Origin of the sequence: Mesorhizobium temperatum (genome assembly GCF_002284575.1) — a bacterium.
Lineage (GTDB): Bacteria > Pseudomonadota > Alphaproteobacteria > Rhizobiales > Rhizobiaceae > Mesorhizobium > Mesorhizobium temperatum.
Window position 1 is genome coordinate 15,588 of record NZ_NPKJ01000060.1, and the last position, 15,953, is coordinate 31,540.

The following is a 15,953-nucleotide window of genomic DNA, read 5'->3' on the forward strand; positions in this document are numbered from 1 at the left end:
AGCATCTATTCGCAATTGCAACATACTTAGTTAGCAAGTGCAGCAAATCCGACAAAAAATATTATCTATTCATTTGTTACTCTTTCTCTACTATTTGACGGCGATGGCCCCATGGACGGGCGTCGCGCCGGAGAGAGACCATGCCGAACAACAAAGACAGCCGAGGGCCGCACGAGCCGATGCCCAGCCAGGCCGATGGCGTCACCGGCGATCTTGTCAGGCTGATGCCCCGCGATCTGGTCTTTGTCATGCGCTTCATGGGCGAGAGCCAACATCGCCTCCAGAGCCACTTCCAGGATTTCATCCGGGCCGAGCTTGCCGCCGGCGGCGTCACCACGGAAACCCATCCGATGATCCATCTGTTCATCGAGAACCACGCGATCCTGTTGCGCGACTTCGTGTTTTCCGGCGTTTCGCTGTCGCGTCAGTTCCGCGTCGACGAGATCGAGCACCTCACCGGCGATACGACATCGATGATCCGCGTCGACATCTGGGATCAGCTCAAGAGCCACATCGAAACGGCTGAAAAACAGTTCCATTCGCAGGCGGGCACGTTGCCCAGGTTGCTGTCAGCTTTTGAAAAACCGCACGGACCGATGGCTGGAAGCGAAAAATGACAGGAGGATCCGATGGGGCAACCTGACAGGCGTGACGCGCTGCTCGCTCGCCGGCTCGATCTGATCGCCAATGTCTCCGCGCTTACTGCCGAGGCGCTGCGGCTAAATCAGAAGCGCGCCGGCATCGAGATGGATGTGTTGCGCCTGGAACTCGAAATCGGCAGGAGCGGCGCGAACGCGCAACTGGTGCAGGACTTGCATGAAGCGGAGGAGAGAGCCGCGGCAATCATGCTCGCATGTGCGGCGTGCGAGGGGCGCATCGTCGCCGCGGAAGCCGACGTCGAGGACGTCGACCGCAGCCTCGCGGCACCGGATGAGAATTACGATGGGAGCCAGCCATGAACCAGCACGCGATACAGAACCTGACCTTGTTCGACCTGCTGGCGCGGAGCTGGCGTCGCCCGTCGGCGATCGCCGATCTGCGCTTCAGCACCGATGACTCGACAGTCGCCTTCACGTGCATGGACGGAACGGTCGCAATAGCCGCGGTCGCGGACCAGGAGTCGCCGGAGTCGCGGATCAGAGTGAGCGGCGATCTCGGCCAGACGACGATCCGCCCAAGGGAAAAGTTACCAGCGCCATTGATTGCCACTGCTGCATTAGGAGATGGCGATATCCCGCTCGCCAGCTATCTTCGGTCCAGCTTCCTCGTCGGAACAGCGACCGGCGAGGCGGTGCATCTGACCGCGGACGGCAGCGTGATGGAGACGCTGGTGAAGATCGACGGACCGATCGTCGCTATCGACCACAGCCGCCAGCCGGCAATGACAGCCGTCAGCAACGGGCAGGATGTCTTTCTGTCACGCGGCCACGGCGACGCGGTGAGACTGCGACATGGTGCGGCACCGTCCACGGACGCGCTTGCCTTTTCGCCGGGTGGACGGCGCCTCGCTTATGGTCTGGAGGACGGATTGTCGATTTGGATTGTCGAAGGCGACGCGACCTTGATAAGCGATATCAGTTTTTCAGCGCGCCCCGTGTCGATCCGCTGGAGTGGCGACGGCACCTGGCTGGCCTGCGGGCTCGAAACCGGAGGCTTTGCTTTGGTCAGCGTGACCGATGGCCGAGCTGACATCGTCGAAGGATTTCCATCGCCGGTCCGGACAGTATGCTGGAGCCTGCCGGAGAATGCGCTGTTCACATCGGGCGCATTCCGGATCGCCGGCTGGTCAATGACCGCCCCGCCGCTTCACGGCGATGCCTCCGGCGCGTTGGAGACTGGCCGCGCCGGGCTGGTGCCGGTCAAGACGGTGGCTGCGCACCCGGAAAAGAAACTGATTGCAGCCGGCTATACCAATGGCCGGATCGCCATAGCCCAGATCGGCGCGCGGGACGAACTGCTGGTCAGACCGTTGGGCGGTGAGATCGCGGCGCTTGCCTGGTCGGGCGACGGACGGCACTTGGCGGTAGGTTCGGTAGACGGCACCGCCGCGATCGTCACTTTTCCCGCGCAGATGTTCAAATAGTGGTTGCATGCAACAGGAGGAAAAGATGCAAACGGAACCCACACCCGAGGACGAGAGCAAGGACGAATTTTTCGAACGGCTCGCCAACCTGTCGGAAGAAATGGTGGCCAAGCATGGCAAGGATTTCAGTATGGGCGCATTGGTGCTCGCCGCCCGCTGGATCGCCGAAAACCGCGTCGGCCAGTTGAAAACGAACTAGGGTTCGGATCGCAGGCAGGTGCTTCATAGAACGGCAAGGCGTTCGAAGGAACTTACACTGCGACACGCTCTTGAATCGCCAGGCGCTTCCGCCGTGGGTCCGGATGTCGATTGCTAGGGCGTCACCCGCTTTGCTGCGCATGAAAGATCAGTAGCGCGGCATACGGCGGATCGTGGATACACCGACGAAGGCCGGTTGGGGTAGCCAGCCGACATGGATCTCATGGCCGCGTCGCCGATTCCTCGCCAAAGTTTCCATTCGCGCGATCGAACCGCTGCAGACATTGCCATTCTCCGGGGATTGGCCAAGATCGGATCATACCGCCTCTTGTTCGGTGGCTCGATAAATGCCCGTAGCCGACCTTGATGAGCAGAGCCTCGTCGCACATGCGGGCCAGATAACAGCGGGAATTCCAATGTCAGTTAGGTCGCACGTTCGTACTTCACCATTTTCGCGGGCGAGTGCGACAGCGCGTTCTCTGAGGCTGGCTTCGGCCCGCCGGCCAATCGGATGCGCTCGGCGCGCTCACGATCGCGCTTTCGAATCTTGATGGCTGTGGCGTAGTTTCGAGGGGGATCGGCACACATCGTTCGCTGGTTCGAATCCGGCCCGGGGAGCCAATATTTTCAAACGCTTAGGTACCGATGCAGGGTACGCCAATCGGCGTATGCTCACTGCTGGGTTACATACCGGGCGACAGATGCTGAGTCAGGAGAAGTCGCAGATGTCGACGACAAGATCGCCGCGTCCCCCCACCGCCCCTGGGAAAACTCTTGCGATTCACACGCAAAGAAGCGGCTTTAAACCAAATCAATCTCGCGATCAGACTTTTTCATGAGGGGGAATTCGCTGGCGGGGCGACGATCCTATTCATGGCCAGCTCAATCGTGCCGCTGTCGGTCTCCAGCAGTTCGATCAACGGCACGGCCGATAGCAGTGTGGTGTCGGCGTAAGGCTGCGGAAGATTAGCGTCTAGCGCCGTTGTTGCTCCGGCTACCGGCCCAAAGTGATTATCTGGGAAAGCTCGGCGATGTCGCCATAGATCATCGAACCCTTGACGAGAAAACACTTGTCACCGAGGACTTCGAAGAGTGAGCTCGACGCGGTGCAAACCGGCAGGTTCTTCGAATTGGCGTACGTCCCGAGGGGCGCGGTTTCGACCTTACGGTCCGCGGCTTCGGCATAGCCGACGCTGATCGCGATAGCGATAGCAATGAGAGTCGTCTTGCTCATATTTAGCCCGTAGAGCCAGCGGGCTTCTTGCCCTTGGCCTTGCCATGCGCAGGGGTAAGTCGCGCCATGCATCAAAGTAGCACCGGGCCATATGGGCTTCATCCATCGATTGGATGAAGCGGGCTCATCTATATTAGCCAACGCTTGACGATGCCGCTTGCGCTCCAAAATCTTCTGCATGGCGCGGGGAATTGGCATTGGTGACGAGGTGGTGATAACGGCCACGGCGCGAAGGCGGGTCACCGAGGATCGCGTCCGCGTCGCCATTCCGGCGAAGCCACTGGATGCCCGGGCAGAGGTCACGATCGGCCGATCAAGCCCGATGCAGAGCACTTTTAGAGTGCCCCATATGCGGCCAGGACTTCGACATGCGCGATCTTGACCAGGTATCACTACTCCCCGGACCACCAGCCGCTATCCTATGGAGATACATAGGAGGCCTTGCACATGGCAAACCACCAGGTCCGAAGCACTATCACACACATTGGCACGCTGACGTCGCGCCCGCAGGCATTTCTGATCTTTTTTGCCTATGCCGGCCTCTGGCTAATTTTCGATCGGGATAGCCTCGATTGGCACGCCATTGCGACACTGGCGACGTGGGCGATGACGCTGTTCATCCAGCGCGCCGAGCATCGCGATACGCAGGCGCTGCACGCCAAACTGGACGAACTGCTTCGCGCGGCCAGTGAGGCCGACAGCGAGACCGCGACAGTCGACAAGAAAGAACCAGAGGAAATCGAGGTCCAACGCGAGTGGAAACAGCAAGGCGATTCACCAAAGCGTTGAACACGATGAATACCGATCGGCAGGTCACGCAGCATCGTTATCGGTCGCAACCAAATGATACCGGAAGTGATTGCGGGATGTGCTCGTTGAAATATTGGCCCTTGGCAAACGCGGCTTTGAACTCGGCGAAGGTCTCCGCCGGCACATCCTCAACTCGTACCGTTTGTTGCTGGCGACGAACCATACCGAGATCTCGATAGCTGGAGGCGGCAACCGAGGGCGCACTCAACTCCATTGCTGGTGAAATAAAGATCGGCCGATCGGACCTCATTCAGATCGTGCTGCGCGAGTGGCTGGACACCAATGCCCTATCTGCCGGTCCGGGCGACCAATGAGGAAAGCGAGACCGACGGCAGTGCACAGGGACTTCCGCGATCGCGGAATTACTTGAATCGCCAAATTCGGCAGTATCCAACGGCGGCGGACCCCCAAAGCCGCCGGCCGGCGCCCTACAGGCAATCTACCCCAACGCCCCCCAAGTGGCGCCGGCCACCCCGCAAGCGACTGACAATCGCTCACCAAATCAAAGCGGGGCTGTAGGTTGCGGACCTTTCCCCTGAAGGCGTCCTTCAGCCGCCGTCAGCAGGTGCTGCCGGAGCGGGCGCGGCTGGCGCAGGTGCGGCTGGGGCAGGTGCGGCCGGCTCTGCCGGAGCGGGCGCGGCTGGCGCTTCGACCTTCGGCGCTTCGCCCGTGGGTGCCTCAACCTTGGGCGCTTCAACCTTTACATCGAGGTCCTTTCCGTCGCCCCCGCCTTGGATGTTGATAACGCCGGTGAACAACAGCAGGATCACGATTGCGATAATTTCCGCCTGAGTTAACAACCGTTGGACCGTCAGCCATGGCTACCTCTCCTATCTCTGAATTATCACTGGTCGGCAAATGGGACCGGCGGTACTTAGTTCCGCCGCAGGCTATGGTCCCACATGCGGTAAGACCGAAGTCTTTGCGTCAAAGACAGAGGGCTGAGGGCCGCAACCAAGACCTTACCAATGCATTGGTATGGTGCATTGGTATGGGCTGCCGAGCAAAGTCCCTTCATCGGTGGTCACCGGGGTGGCCGCTGTTTGTCCCCATCGGCGGGCACCCGATATGAGATCCCTAACAGCGGAAAGAACTGTGACCCTTATCCAGAGCAGACAGAATGTCGATGAGGTCGCAAGCCGACCCGCAAATGACAATCAAACTCCTAACCCAACAGATTTCTCGGTGGTTGATCTCATTTCGTCGAGCGACGATGAGGTCGCTGCCATTGTCAGGCGAGCAGAGAACCTGGCCCTTACCGTTATTATAGTAATGGCGATCTTCCTGATCCTTGCACCGGTGGTCTTCATTGCCATGAGGTATGGGGTCTGAGATGTCCCGCTTTAGCCCTCGTCCCAGTAATCCTGCAGCGAAGCGTGCCGAAGATCGTCCTCGCCCCTGAGATACTTCACACGGGCTTTGATTCCTGGTTTGACCCGCTGCGTCGCCGGCCGCTTTGGCATGTCCTTGGGCGGTGGGCCGGCATGTTCCTGGACTCCAAAGCCGCTCCCGACGCCAAGGGGGGAGCGTGCTGGAGGTAAAGCCCATCGAAGCAAATAACGTCGGAAGGGAAAGCCTCGGAGGCATAGAGGAGCGCCGCTATCGGCAGGCCCGGCCAACTTCCGCGATCACGCCATAATCAATCCGGCGAACTTCTTCCTTCGTGGCGAACCCCAACGCCGCTTGGCTGGCGCCAATCTAGGCAACCCCACCTCCCCCGCTCCCTGCGGCGCTGGCCATCTTTTCGCTAATGCATGTCGCGCAAAAGTGCGCGGCGGTTTTGCGATAACGACATGCATAAAAACAAGAACCTAAAGCGCGTCGCAAACGCGACGCGCTTTAGGTAACTACATCGGTCATGCCGTCACGCCACCGCGACCGGTTTTCGGTGCCGTCATCCAGGGCATAGCTGCAGAGACGTCCTCGAGGATCTTGGCCGATCTGGCGAAGCCGGCGAAAGCCTCGCGTGCAACTGAAATGGGAACTTGGCCATCATAGGCGCGCTGGCAAGCTCGGAGCGCCGTGTCGAAGATTGGCCCTCTGCGATTCTTCGGCCATTCCTGCAGGAACTCGAAAGCATCAGCCAAGCATTCGACTTCCTCCACCATGAACTCCCCTTTCCTGACGAAAACAGGCCGGTCGAAAGTCCTGTCGTTCATTACAACCTCCATTCAACTGAACGAGTGTTTGAGCTTCCACGAGAGCCGTGAGCGACGGCTGCGGGAAAATATGTGAAGAGCACTTTTTGCTGTCAAGGAGGGACCAATTCGGGACTGAAGCAAAACTCATCGCAGGACCGAGACCGCAGCGGAATGTCGCTGTGTACCGCTGCAACCTGCAGCCGAGGGCGCTTTGAACTCCATTGCTCCCGATGAAAACCGAACACTCGCAAAGACCGCCCGGCGGCACCATAGGCGGCCCGGAAAGACCGTGACAACAGCAGAAAGCCCGCGGCCTCGGGGAGAGGACGCGGGCTAATCGGGGCCACCGATCTCGCAGCATTTGTATGTGGGACAATACTACGCTGCTGGCACTAAACTTTCGTCGCAGGACAGTGTTCCATCCTCAAAGGAAAAAAACCGCAGGTTTGTGTTCGCCGCTATAGAAACTCCTCCGAACGAAGGACCGCGTACACTGCCCCGCCCACTATCGAGAGTACAGAAAGAACCAGGAGCAAGGCGACCGTGTATGGCTCGCTGACGACGGCGTCTCGTTCAAATTCTCGTTTCGATCGCCCTTCCTGATGACGCTGCGGCCAAGCCCAGTTTTGCCCTGGGCCTCTGTCGAAATCTTGGTAGCGATATCCCATGCGATCACCGGATCATCGGGCAGATGCCTCTGAAGCCATTCAGGGAGACTGCGGCCAGTGTTTTTAAGCAAGATGGCCCGGTCCGACCATTTTCGGCTGCTTTCGGTTTCAAGGCTCAGTAGCAACGCCCTGGTCCTTGGACCGCTTCAGCAGCGCGCGCGACGCCTGCACCAAGCGTTGTGACAGGGCCAGTGTGTAGCGAAGGTCCTCGCGCCCCTGCCGAAACAAAGGCACGAGCCTGTTCGGAGCCATTGGCTGAGCATGCACCATGGCTCAGCACGCGCCCGGAAGGCGGCTGGATGCGGAGGTTGTTCCAATAGGCTCCGATCGCTTCCGCCCGGTCAATTCGCCTGGAACAAAACATTCCAGAGGTGGTTTTTCCCTGTGAAGGGACAGACTTTTCGAAGGAGATTATCTCATGAAAAAAGTTCTGATCACCAGTATGCTGGCCATCGGCGTTGGCTGTGGATCAGCGCTCGCTCAGGAACAGCAGCCGGCCGAAAGCCAACCGGGCGCCGGCACCGCTTGCGAACCGGGCACGGCTAATTGCCCGGACGGTTCGAAGATGGGCGAACAAGCCGAGGGCGAGGCCGGCACCACCACTGACGAGCAGGCTCAAGGCAAGGCGAAGATGAAGACCGATGAGCAAGCCCAGGGCAAGGCCGGTGTAACCACCGACCAGCAGGCCGAGGGCAAGGCCAAGGTCCAGACAGAGCAGCAGACCCAGGGCGAGGCCGGTGCCACAACCGAGCAGCAAACTCAGGGCACGACCTCTGATCAGCCACAGGACGAGACTTCGACCGGCGCGATCAGCAATGTGACGGTTGAACAGAAAACGGAAATCACCCAGATACTCAAGCAGGAAAAGGTCGAACCGGTTGTCGACGTCGATTTTGACATCTCCGTGGGCGTCGAGGTCCCGCGGCAGAAGGTCAGATTGCGTCGTCTGCCACCGCGAATCATCGAGATCGTCCCAGCTTACGAATCCTACGAGTATTTCGTATTGGCTGATGGCCGAATCGTCATCGTCGACCCGGATACGCTCACGATCGTGCTTATCCTGACCTAAACGCCCCTGCTCGGCGTGAAGGGTCCGCCGCAGCCAAGGCGGGCCCCTCAACATGCTCGGACAGCAATCTCCTGCGTCCTCCAGCCGATACCCTCATGGCCCCCTCGACGAGTGCCCCTCATGTTCGAAAAGGGGCCCGAGATTAGGACTTCAGTCTGCCCGCTAGCCGACCATTGGCTGGCGCAAGCAGTGCTTTGGTCCGGGACTGCTATCGCAAAAGCCCAGATGGGAGAGTTTTCAGGAACCGAGCTCCTGCAGGCGTCGTTGCGGTGCCAACCCGTGACAGGAGGCTGCTATGGACCCCAGCATTCACCAGGCACGTTGGCTGCTTTTTCCGGTATTTGGCTTGGTATTCGGGGTCGCAGCCGTCGGGCTTATTGTCGGCTGATGGGGTCGACCAATGAAGGCAACACACTTGCGCAGTAATGAGTCCCTTCCTGCGCCAGCGAGACCCACCGGTTTCTCCCCTTGAGACTGGTGGGTCTTGACACCGCTTGATGATGGCAAAAGCGTGATATGGTGAAGAGCACAGAGGATTGGCTCGGGCGAATTCGAAACAGGTAGAAATGCAACGCAGACCAAGACGGTCAGAGGATATTCTAGCGTGCTATTGGCAAATTCATTGATCACAGACGCGATACGGCCGCAACGCCTGAGGCTCCGTGAGACAAGAGTGATCGCCAGGATGAATGCGCGGCCTGCGTGCCCTCAATCGCAGCGCAGGCTCAAATCTCTTCGAAGGCTTCGCGTCGCCATCTGCCTCACCGCATCGACCTTGGTTCTCGTCGTGAGCCCCTACCGTGTGGCACAGGACGGCCTGTCCCTGACGCTTAGCCCGCAGGCCGCCCAGGCACAAGGGAACTCTGGGAATGCTGGGAACTCCGGAAACTCTGGGAACTCCGGAAACTCCGGGAACGCTGGAAACTCCGGGGACGCTGGAAGCCCCGGGAACGCTGGAAGCCCCGGGAACTCTGGAAACGCTGGAACTCCCGGGAGCTCGAACTCCAATGCCAACGCGGGCAAGGGCAAATCAAAATCACCGAAAGGCAATCCCCCGGCAAATCCAGTTGCCGCGATAAACCCCGGCAACAAGCCAAAAGTTTATGTCAACGCGACCACTGGAGACCGGATCGAAGTGCGCGGGCCAAGTGTGGGTGTGGTGCATTCCAACGGGCTCAGCGAGCGCATCGACGGTGGCCATTATGAAATGCGGGATGCCATGGGCCGCACCATCATTCGGCGGCAGGCAACGAACTCCGATCGGGCAAGACTGCTCGCCATGATCGAGTGATGGCGAGTTCACAGGCCGCAAGGCTACCTTGCTTCACGCAGGATGGCGGGCGGGCGGATGCTGATGCTCGGTCGCGTCGCGCAGTGTCATCGCGGCTTCGGTTCGGTTGCTCACATTGAGCTTGGCGAGAATTCGCGTCATGTGATGCTTTATGGTTTTCTCGTGCAGGTTCAGCTGAAGACCGATCCGCTTGTTGCTCAATCCCGCGGCAACGAGCGTCAGGATCTCTCTTTCGCGACTGGTGAGTTCGGCCAGCACGTCGGCTTTCGCGGTCGCGGTTGATTGGGTAGACAAGTCGACCAATACGCGCGCCGACAATTGCGGGCAAACATACCGTTCGCCCATCGCCACCGTGCGCAGTATGGCGGCCAGGGTTCGCGACCCGACACCCTTCAGGACATAGCCTCTTGCCCCGCTCTGCAATGCGGTCATGACGTGCTGGTTTTCCTCCGAAACGGTCAGCATCACGATTTTCAGATCCGGATGCCGCTCCAGAGCCGGTTCGATCGCGCTAAGGCCCCCTCCAGGCACCGAGATGTCCATCAGGAGAATATCGAGCTGCTGGTCTTCCGATATCCGCAAGGCGTCATCTCTACTGCTGCCTTGGGCAACGATCTCGAACCCGCCGATCTGCTCGAGAGTGCGCACGACGCCCTCCCTGAACAGCGGATGGTCGTCGATGACGGCGAGCTTTATGGCGGCTGCCATCACGCCTGTCCTATTTCAACTATGTTGAGAACCATTTTCACCACCGTGCCATTCTGTGAAGATGTTACAGCAAATTGGCCGCCGATGCTTTCTACCCGCTCACGCAGCCCGATGAGCCCCAGCCGTTCAGGGTGGATGATCTTCGGGTCGAAACCTGGGCCGGTGTCGGAAACATCGATAGAAACGCGCTCCCCGTCGAAATGTTTCGCGACCGATTGACCGGCACCCCCGGCGTGGCGGAAGCCGTTGTTCAGCGCCTCCTGAATGAAGCGAAAGATGCAGATCTTGGCCGCTGGTGACAAGGGTGCGTGCCCCCCCGTCATGGACAGCATCACTTTGACGCCGGTTCGCTCTTCGTGCGCTCGCACGGCAAGCTCGAGGATTTCCGTCAACTCGGCATTCTCGACATGCGGCAGCATAAGGCCCTTGCTGACATTCCTGATTTCTCGCATCGCATCGTCCAAATTGGCTTTGACTGCCTGCAATTCCCGTGCGCGCGCCGCAGCCGGCGTGGCAGAATCGGCAAGCACGGGGCTGTCGATCCCCAGCGCCGCGAGGGCAACCAGTTGCGCCGGCCCGTCGTGCAGGTCCGCGCCGATCCGCCTGAGGTAACGTTCGTTAAGCGCCGTGGCGCGTTGCGAAGCACGCTGCACCCGCAGTCTCAACATTCTGTTTTGAGCAACCAGGTCGGAAAGCTCGGCAATGCGCCGCTTCAACGAGTGGCTCTGGGAACGAATCGTGCGGCTGCCACGAAAAACGATTGCCGAAAGCCCAAGGAAAAAAATTGCGGTAACGGCAGCGACATCGAACCAGGTTCGAACGAGTGCCTGCCGCAGGTCCTTTTCAAAATCGGTGGCGATCTCGTCGAATTGCAAAACAGCCACGACTTCGCCCGACCACGGCTGAAGCATCGGATTAAAGATTTCAAGAAGACGCAAGCCGCTGTCCCTCTCAGCCTGGTTATCATAGTGCCTGTCCAATTCAGCAACTATGTCGCCTGCGAATGCGGCCCGCAGATTGTCGCTGAGTGGAAAGCGCTTCCCGACCAAATTTTTATTGGTTGAATAGAGGATGGTGCCGTCGCGGCGCCAGAGCTTGAAGGATTCGAGCCTTGTGCCGAGTGCGCCTTGTCCCAGCGTTTCATCCAGCGCGTGGGCAACGCTCTCGTCGAGCACTTCGCTCCTGCGCATGTCGGGGAGCAGCGGCGCGATAACGCTGTCGACGTAAAGAGCGGTCGCAGAAGCCGAGTTCCGGGTGACCGCGGCTTCTATCTGGCTTGTCACGGAAATTCCCACCACGATCATCGCCGACAGCGAGAATAACCCGCCGGCGAGCAGAAACTGAGTGGCCAGCGACAGTGCATTCCATCGATCGATCAGTCTTGTCGCTCTGTATGGCGCCATATCCCCAACGGCCTGGTCGGCGGCGCGTCGCGCCAGCGGCATGATTCGAGAGAACCGGCCAATCTGTCGTCGAACGACGCTAAGCGACGCCATCTTTGATCTGCAACTGATCAATCGCTAGGGAACTTAGGGCTTTATGGGCTGGACGGAAACCGCACCGGCGGGTTTTTTCGCATAAACTCCACTGCCCTCGTTGAGCGAGGCAGCAAGCCATGACGCGCCAACTCCGACGCTTTCGATCCTTCGGCACAGATGGTGCAACGCCTGATCGCCCGCGCGGCAGACGATGCGGCGGGTTTTTCACTTCCGTTCGCGCAAGGCTCTCACTGCTTGAGTAAGGGTCATCCGATCGTTGCCGTTCTTTTTGATCAGCTTACTGACCTGGCTGGGCGAAACGCCATTTTCTCGTGCGAAATGTTCCACCTCGTAATACTCGTCCACTGACAGGCGGTCGTGGTCGAGGAAGTCTCGATTGCACTTGTTGTCGGCCATTTCCTTTCTCCTGGCGAAGCCTAACAGTGGTCTGAATGTCGGTTAGAAACAGGCTGGATGAGGGTGGTGGACACTCCTCTCCATGAGATCCTCCCGTAAACTTGCGGCGAACGAATGCGAGCGGTCGCGGTTCCGGGCGGATCGATAGCCGGACCCATGCGCGCGGCAGGTCAGACTTAAGTCCAATGGCAAGGTCTCTCGGATCGGACTGAAGCCCAGCCAAGGAACATTTGCAGCGGCCTGATGTTTCGATGAGTCTGGCGCGAAGATGATGCCAAAAGAGCTCAGCTAAAGTCACATAAGGAGGCAACTATGAAAATGCGACTTTCCACTGTAGCCGCGGGATTTCTGCTATTGGCAGGTGTCGGCGACGCTGCCGCTCAGGACGTGATCATCGCGCCTGAGCAGGAGACCGTCATCAGGGAATATGTGGAAAAGCAGCCGCTCGCATCGGTGGAACTCCCTGGGGTGGAGCTCAATATCGGCTCAACGCTGCCCGACACGGTCGAGCTTCATGAAGTTCCCGACGTCGAATACCGCTACGTCGTCGTCGACAATCAGACCGTTATCGTTGATCCAGGCACACGCAAGATCGTCAAAATCATTCGGTGACCTGAACGACTTGGGGAGGAGACGCCCGCCGCTTCGAAATTGAGCGGCGGGCGACTGTGCTATAGGCAGTGTCAAAATGCGAACAATCAGCAAACTTTTCGATTCTCACGACCAGGCAGCGCGTGCCGTTGCCGCGCTTCAGGCGGCAGGAGTTTCTCACGAACAGATCAGCGTCATCGGACCTTACGACGACGAAATCGGCGCTGTCTTGCGCGGTCCGGGCGGTGCCGCCCTTGGCGCGGCAGCTGGACTGTTAATCGGCCTGAGTGCCTTTGGAACCACCGGCATTGATCCTGTCGGATCGGTGGCTGGCATGGTCCTCGTCGGTGGAGCCTGCGGCGGCTTTGCTGGTGGGCTTCTCCAGGCATTCGCCGATGTTGCCAAGAAACCGGGTGAGCCGAACGTTGTACAAGGCGTCATTTTGGTGATGGCGCATGTCGATGAAAAGCAGGCCGATACCGCGCAGGCAGTGCTCGAAAATCCCGTTCACGTAACGCAACTCGTGGCCACAGCCGGGTGAGCTGCGTCGGGTTGGTGTCGCGCAAGACTGTTTCCCGGCTTATGGCCCACGAATCGCATTCAGATCGGCACTTCTCGCTGAACCATCAGTTTTCCCTCTGATGGTTCACGAGGCGGGAAGCGTCTGCTCGACCAGATTGACGTAGTAGCGCAACACTATCGGCACGATCTCGTCATTGAAGACGTAGCGATCGCCATGCAGCCCCTCGCCGGGACCGACATCGCCGACGCCAATCCACGCGTAGCAGCCGCCTGCCTCGCGGATCATGAAGGCGAAATCCTCGCAGCCGAGGCTCGGGCTGAACTCGGTCGTGACGTTCTCCCTCCCGACGGCGGCGGCGGCCGCCTCGACCGCGCGGGCCGTGGCAATCGCCGTGTTGATGAGCGGCGGATAGCCCTTCTTGTAGTCGAGCGTGGCCTTGAGCGAATGGGCTGCGGCAATGCCCCCGGCGATCTCGCCGATCAGCTTCTCGCAATGATCGGAATGACCGGGCTCGAAAAAGCGGCAGGTGCCTTGCAGCCAGACCTTGCCAGGCACGATGTTGCCGACATTGCCGCCATGGATCTGAGTGAGGCTGACGACCAGCGCGCTTTGCGGATCGACCGAGCGGCTGACAATGCGCTGGACGGCCTGGACAAAGGCGCCCGCGGCCAGGATCGGGTCGTCGCCGAGCTGCGGCATGGCGGCATGCGCGCCAATGCCCTCGAAGGTCAGCTCGAAATTGTCGACGGCGGCCATCTGCGCTCCAACGCGAGCCGCGATCGCCCCCAGTCTGACGCCCGGCCAGTTGTGGACGGCATACATCGCCTCGACTGGGAAACGCCTCAACAGGCCGTCTTCGATCATGCGCAAGCTGCCGCCTTCGTTTTCTTCGGCTGGCTGGAAGATGAAGTAGACGATGCCGTCGAAGGCGCGGGATTGGCTGAGCAGCCTGGCGGCGCCGAGCAGCATGGCGGTGTGGCCGTCATGGCCGCAGGCGTGCATCACGCCCTCATTCCTGGACGCATAGGGCAAGCCGGTCCTCTCCACGACCGGAAGCGCGTCCAGCTCGGCGCGGAGACCGATGGCGCGCACCCCCGTGCCGCTGCGCAGGACGCCGACAACCCCAGTGCCGCCGATCCCCTCATGCACCTCATCGAAGCCGAAGGCGCGCAGTTTCTCGGCAACGAAACGTGCCGTTTCGTTCTCATCGAATCCGAGTTCGGGATTGGAATGGATGTGGTGGCGCCAGGCTATCACCTCTGGCGTCAAGGCGGCGATGGGGTCATTATGCAGCACGACGCTCTCCTTCCATGCCGGCAACGGGCGGTTTGATCCGGAATCACGATTAGAAGGTCGCACAAGCGGCGTCTTGAACCAGATTGACCGCAGCAGAGAGAAAGACGTGGACGCGACCGAGACCAGGAAATACTGGCGCCATCCCTGCTTCCCGGACCTTGGCCTGTTCAAGGCGCGCTTCACGCGGCACCGCTACGAGTTGCACACCCATCCAACCTATGTGATCGCCTTGATCACAGCTGGTTGCGAACGCATCCGCATCGGACGCCACAGCGTTCTTGCTCCGGCAGGCACCATTGCCATTGTGAATCCCGAGGAGTGGCATGACGGGGAACAAGGTGCGGATGGAGGCTGGGCCTACCGGACGTTTTATCCCTCGGTGCCGCTGATGGCGGGGCTCGCGCGCGAGTTGGGCGGAGATGTCGATCCGGTCTTCTTGCACGCGATCATCGAGGACAGCGATCTCGCCGAAGCATTGGTGGCGGCGCATGAAGGTTCTACGTCCCAGGACGCAACGAAAGCCGAGGCGTCGCTGCTCGTCGCCCTGAGGCATCTCATCGTTCGGCACGGCGATTGGAGCGGGCGATCCGAAGCGATCGAAAGCTCGGGATCGCGACAGAGGTTCTCGCTCTACGAGGATCTTGTCGAAAGCCAACTTGGCTCGCAACTTGACCTGCAGCGGCTTGCCGACGCCGCGCGCGTCACCCGGTTCCAGGTCATCCGGGATTTCAAGAAAGCGATTGGCCTGACGCCCGCGGCCTATATCCGCGACCGGAGACTGCGTCGCGCCAGTTCCTTGATCGAACAAGGGCTCGGCCTCGCCGATGCCGCGATTGCGGCAGGTTTCGCCGACCAGAGCCATCTTTCCCGCTCGTTCCGGGCGACGCGCGGCATGACACCTGGCATGTATAGGAGAGGAGGCTGAGTGCTCCCAAAAGGAGACGCTTGCGCGCGGAAATTTGCTGCGCGATGGTGAAGTTGGGCTTGGGGGGAATCATGCGAAAAATCCTGGTATCGACGACGCTGCTGCTCGCGGCAGCCCTGTCCGCAACCGCCGCGTACGCGCTGGACGCCAGCGGCACCCCGGTTGTCGTGACCCCGCTTGCCTCGCGCACCGAGACGGCGTCCGGCCAGCCGATCACGCTGCCGCAGAAAAACGTGCAGGTCCTGGTTTCGTCCTTTGAGATTGCGCCGGGCGCGACCTTGCCGGTCCACAAGCACCCGTTTCCCCGCTATGCCTATGTCCAGGGTGGAACGCTTCAGGTCACCAATGTCGAGACCGGCAAGAGCACCACATACAAGTCAGGCGATTTCATCATCGAAATGATCGGGCAGTGGCATCAGGCCACCAATGTCGGCGCCGATCCGGTCAAGCTGCTGGTCATCGACCAGGTCGAAGAAGGCACCAAGAACACAGTGTTGCGCCAGTAGCTGGCAACAGTCGTG

Annotated in this window: 20 protein-coding genes; 12 read left to right on the plus strand and 8 right to left on the minus strand. The window is 59.9% G+C overall.

Features of this window, described 5'->3' with window-relative positions; genetic code table 11:
- Window positions 1-140 precede the first annotated feature (140 nt).
- The 5 genes from CIT26_RS21530 to CIT26_RS21550 all read left to right on the plus strand — a co-directional run bounded on the left by CIT26_RS21530 (window position 141) and on the right by CIT26_RS21550 (window position 3,235).
- Entirely contained in the window at window positions 141-617 is a 477-nt protein-coding gene (locus CIT26_RS21530) for a hypothetical protein (RefSeq protein ID WP_095494445.1), read from the plus strand.
- A gap of 12 nt (window positions 618-629) precedes the next feature.
- Window positions 630-959: a hypothetical protein gene (locus CIT26_RS21535; RefSeq protein ID WP_095494446.1), complete on the plus strand. Its 330-nt coding sequence runs from the start codon at window positions 630-632 to the stop codon at window positions 957-959.
- Window positions 956-2,083 (plus strand): WD40 repeat domain-containing protein, encoded by a 1,128-nt coding sequence (locus tag CIT26_RS21540; RefSeq protein ID WP_095494447.1) that lies wholly within the window; start codon window positions 956-958, stop codon window positions 2,081-2,083. Before CIT26_RS21535 ends, CIT26_RS21540 begins: the two co-directional genes overlap by 4 nt.
- A gap of 25 nt (window positions 2,084-2,108) precedes the next feature.
- Window positions 2,109-2,282 carry a hypothetical protein gene (locus tag CIT26_RS36735; RefSeq protein ID WP_167391501.1) on the plus strand — a complete coding sequence of 58 codons (174 nt, stop codon included), beginning with the start codon at window positions 2,109-2,111 and terminating at the stop codon, window positions 2,280-2,282.
- 773 nt (window positions 2,283-3,055) lie between these two features.
- The gene (locus CIT26_RS21550; protein WP_095494448.1) at window positions 3,056-3,235 is read left to right on the plus strand and encodes a hypothetical protein; all 180 of its coding nucleotides are present in this window, start codon (window positions 3,056-3,058) and stop codon (window positions 3,233-3,235) included.
- Window positions 3,236-3,275: 40 nt separating this feature from the next.
- On the opposite strand, the gene CIT26_RS37835 is transcribed toward CIT26_RS21550, so the two are convergent.
- Window positions 3,276-3,758 carry a hypothetical protein gene (locus tag CIT26_RS37835; RefSeq protein ID WP_245319512.1) on the minus strand — a complete coding sequence of 161 codons (483 nt, stop codon included), beginning with the start codon at window positions 3,756-3,758 and terminating at the stop codon, window positions 3,276-3,278.
- A 204-nt stretch (window positions 3,759-3,962) separates the two neighbouring features.
- On the opposite strand from CIT26_RS37835, the gene CIT26_RS21565 reads away from it, so the two are divergent.
- Window positions 3,963-4,304 carry a low affinity iron permease family protein gene (locus tag CIT26_RS21565; protein WP_095494451.1) on the plus strand — a complete coding sequence of 114 codons (342 nt, stop codon included), beginning with the start codon at window positions 3,963-3,965 and terminating at the stop codon, window positions 4,302-4,304.
- 37 nt (window positions 4,305-4,341) lie between these two features.
- On the opposite strand, the gene CIT26_RS21570 is transcribed toward CIT26_RS21565, so the two are convergent.
- Window positions 4,342-4,575, minus strand: a complete 234-nt coding sequence (locus CIT26_RS21570) for a KTSC domain-containing protein (protein WP_095494452.1) — start codon at window positions 4,573-4,575, stop codon at window positions 4,342-4,344.
- A gap of 845 nt (window positions 4,576-5,420) precedes the next feature.
- On the opposite strand from CIT26_RS21570, the gene CIT26_RS21585 reads away from it, so the two are divergent.
- On the plus strand, window positions 5,421-5,657 hold the full coding sequence (locus tag CIT26_RS21585) for a hypothetical protein (protein WP_095494453.1): 237 nt from the start codon (window positions 5,421-5,423) through the stop codon (window positions 5,655-5,657).
- 524 nt (window positions 5,658-6,181) lie between these two features.
- On the opposite strand, the gene CIT26_RS21595 is transcribed toward CIT26_RS21585, so the two are convergent.
- The gene (locus CIT26_RS21595; RefSeq protein ID WP_095494454.1) at window positions 6,182-6,484 is read right to left on the minus strand and encodes a DUF982 domain-containing protein; all 303 of its coding nucleotides are present in this window, start codon (window positions 6,482-6,484) and stop codon (window positions 6,182-6,184) included.
- A 1,068-nt stretch (window positions 6,485-7,552) separates the two neighbouring features.
- Here CIT26_RS21595 and CIT26_RS21600 point away from each other — a divergent pair.
- Together CIT26_RS21600 and CIT26_RS37840 are read left to right on the plus strand one after the other, a co-directional pair.
- Complete coding sequence (locus CIT26_RS21600) at window positions 7,553-8,203, plus strand: DUF1236 domain-containing protein (protein ID WP_095494455.1); 651 nt, start codon at window positions 7,553-7,555, stop codon at window positions 8,201-8,203.
- Between the two features lie 1,135 nt (window positions 8,204-9,338).
- Complete coding sequence (locus tag CIT26_RS37840; protein WP_245319513.1) at window positions 9,339-9,494, plus strand: hypothetical protein; 156 nt, start codon at window positions 9,339-9,341, stop codon at window positions 9,492-9,494.
- Between the two features lie 33 nt (window positions 9,495-9,527).
- On the opposite strand, the gene CIT26_RS21610 is transcribed toward CIT26_RS37840, so the two are convergent.
- The 3 genes from CIT26_RS21610 to CIT26_RS21620 all read right to left on the minus strand — a co-directional run bounded on the left by CIT26_RS21610 (window position 9,528) and on the right by CIT26_RS21620 (window position 12,097).
- Window positions 9,528-10,202 carry a LuxR C-terminal-related transcriptional regulator gene (locus tag CIT26_RS21610; RefSeq protein WP_095494456.1) on the minus strand — a complete coding sequence of 225 codons (675 nt, stop codon included), beginning with the start codon at window positions 10,200-10,202 and terminating at the stop codon, window positions 9,528-9,530.
- On the minus strand, window positions 10,202-11,698 hold the full coding sequence (locus CIT26_RS21615; protein WP_342587028.1) for a sensor histidine kinase: 1,497 nt from the start codon (window positions 11,696-11,698) through the stop codon (window positions 10,202-10,204). Before CIT26_RS21615 ends, CIT26_RS21610 begins: the two co-directional genes overlap by 1 nt.
- A 207-nt stretch (window positions 11,699-11,905) precedes the next feature.
- Window positions 11,906-12,097 (minus strand): DUF3606 domain-containing protein, encoded by a 192-nt coding sequence (locus CIT26_RS21620; RefSeq protein ID WP_095494457.1) that lies wholly within the window; start codon window positions 12,095-12,097, stop codon window positions 11,906-11,908.
- Window positions 12,098-12,409: 312 nt separating this feature from the next.
- On the opposite strand from CIT26_RS21620, the gene CIT26_RS21625 reads away from it, so the two are divergent.
- Window positions 12,410-12,709 (plus strand): DUF1236 domain-containing protein, encoded by a 300-nt coding sequence (locus CIT26_RS21625; RefSeq protein WP_095494458.1) that lies wholly within the window; start codon window positions 12,410-12,412, stop codon window positions 12,707-12,709.
- Window positions 12,710-12,962: 253 nt separating this feature from the next.
- Here CIT26_RS21625 and CIT26_RS36745 read toward each other — a convergent pair whose 3' ends face one another.
- Both CIT26_RS36745 and CIT26_RS21635 read right to left on the minus strand, forming a co-directional pair.
- The gene (locus CIT26_RS36745; RefSeq protein ID WP_167391502.1) at window positions 12,963-13,199 is read right to left on the minus strand and encodes a hypothetical protein; all 237 of its coding nucleotides are present in this window, start codon (window positions 13,197-13,199) and stop codon (window positions 12,963-12,965) included.
- 135 nt (window positions 13,200-13,334) lie between these two features.
- Complete coding sequence (locus tag CIT26_RS21635; RefSeq protein ID WP_095494460.1) at window positions 13,335-14,507, minus strand: amidohydrolase; 1,173 nt, start codon at window positions 14,505-14,507, stop codon at window positions 13,335-13,337.
- 106 nt (window positions 14,508-14,613) lie between these two features.
- Between CIT26_RS21635 and CIT26_RS21640 the strand changes: the two genes are divergently transcribed.
- A complete protein-coding gene (locus CIT26_RS21640) occupies window positions 14,614-15,432 on the plus strand; it encodes an AraC family transcriptional regulator (RefSeq protein ID WP_095494461.1) in 819 nt (272 codons plus the stop codon).
- Between the two features lie 71 nt (window positions 15,433-15,503).
- On the plus strand, window positions 15,504-15,938 hold the full coding sequence (locus CIT26_RS21645) for a cupin domain-containing protein (protein ID WP_095494780.1): 435 nt from the start codon (window positions 15,504-15,506) through the stop codon (window positions 15,936-15,938).
- Window positions 15,939-15,953: the final 15 nt, after the last annotated feature.

What these genes read in the sequence shown, in the direction of transcription:
- CIT26_RS21530 (WP_095494445.1), top strand. Translation starts at nt 141, where the DNA reads ATGCCGAACAACAAAGACAGCCGAGGGCCGCACGAGCCGATGCCCAGC.
- CIT26_RS21535 (WP_095494446.1), top strand. Translation starts at nt 630, where the DNA reads ATGGGGCAACCTGACAGGCGTGACGCGCTGCTCGCTCGCCGGCTCGAT.
- CIT26_RS21540 (WP_095494447.1), top strand. Translation starts at nt 956, where the DNA reads ATGAACCAGCACGCGATACAGAACCTGACCTTGTTCGACCTGCTGGCG.
- CIT26_RS36735 (WP_167391501.1), top strand. Translation starts at nt 2,109, where the DNA reads ATGCAAACGGAACCCACACCCGAGGACGAGAGCAAGGACGAATTTTTC.
- CIT26_RS21565 (WP_095494451.1), top strand. Translation starts at nt 3,963, where the DNA reads ATGGCAAACCACCAGGTCCGAAGCACTATCACACACATTGGCACGCTG.
- CIT26_RS21570 (WP_095494452.1), bottom strand. Translation starts at nt 4,575, where the DNA reads ATGAGGTCCGATCGGCCGATCTTTATTTCACCAGCAATGGAGTTGAGT.
- CIT26_RS21595 (WP_095494454.1), bottom strand. Translation starts at nt 6,484, where the DNA reads ATGAACGACAGGACTTTCGACCGGCCTGTTTTCGTCAGGAAAGGGGAG.
- CIT26_RS21600 (WP_095494455.1), top strand. Translation starts at nt 7,553, where the DNA reads ATGAAAAAAGTTCTGATCACCAGTATGCTGGCCATCGGCGTTGGCTGT.
- CIT26_RS21610 (WP_095494456.1), bottom strand. Translation starts at nt 10,202, where the DNA reads ATGGCAGCCGCCATAAAGCTCGCCGTCATCGACGACCATCCGCTGTTC.
- CIT26_RS21615 (WP_342587028.1), bottom strand. Translation starts at nt 11,698, where the DNA reads ATGGCGTCGCTTAGCGTCGTTCGACGACAGATTGGCCGGTTCTCTCGA.
- CIT26_RS21620 (WP_095494457.1), bottom strand. Translation starts at nt 12,097, where the DNA reads ATGGCCGACAACAAGTGCAATCGAGACTTCCTCGACCACGACCGCCTG.
- CIT26_RS21625 (WP_095494458.1), top strand. Translation starts at nt 12,410, where the DNA reads ATGAAAATGCGACTTTCCACTGTAGCCGCGGGATTTCTGCTATTGGCA.
- CIT26_RS21645 (WP_095494780.1), top strand. Translation starts at nt 15,504, where the DNA reads ATGCGAAAAATCCTGGTATCGACGACGCTGCTGCTCGCGGCAGCCCTG.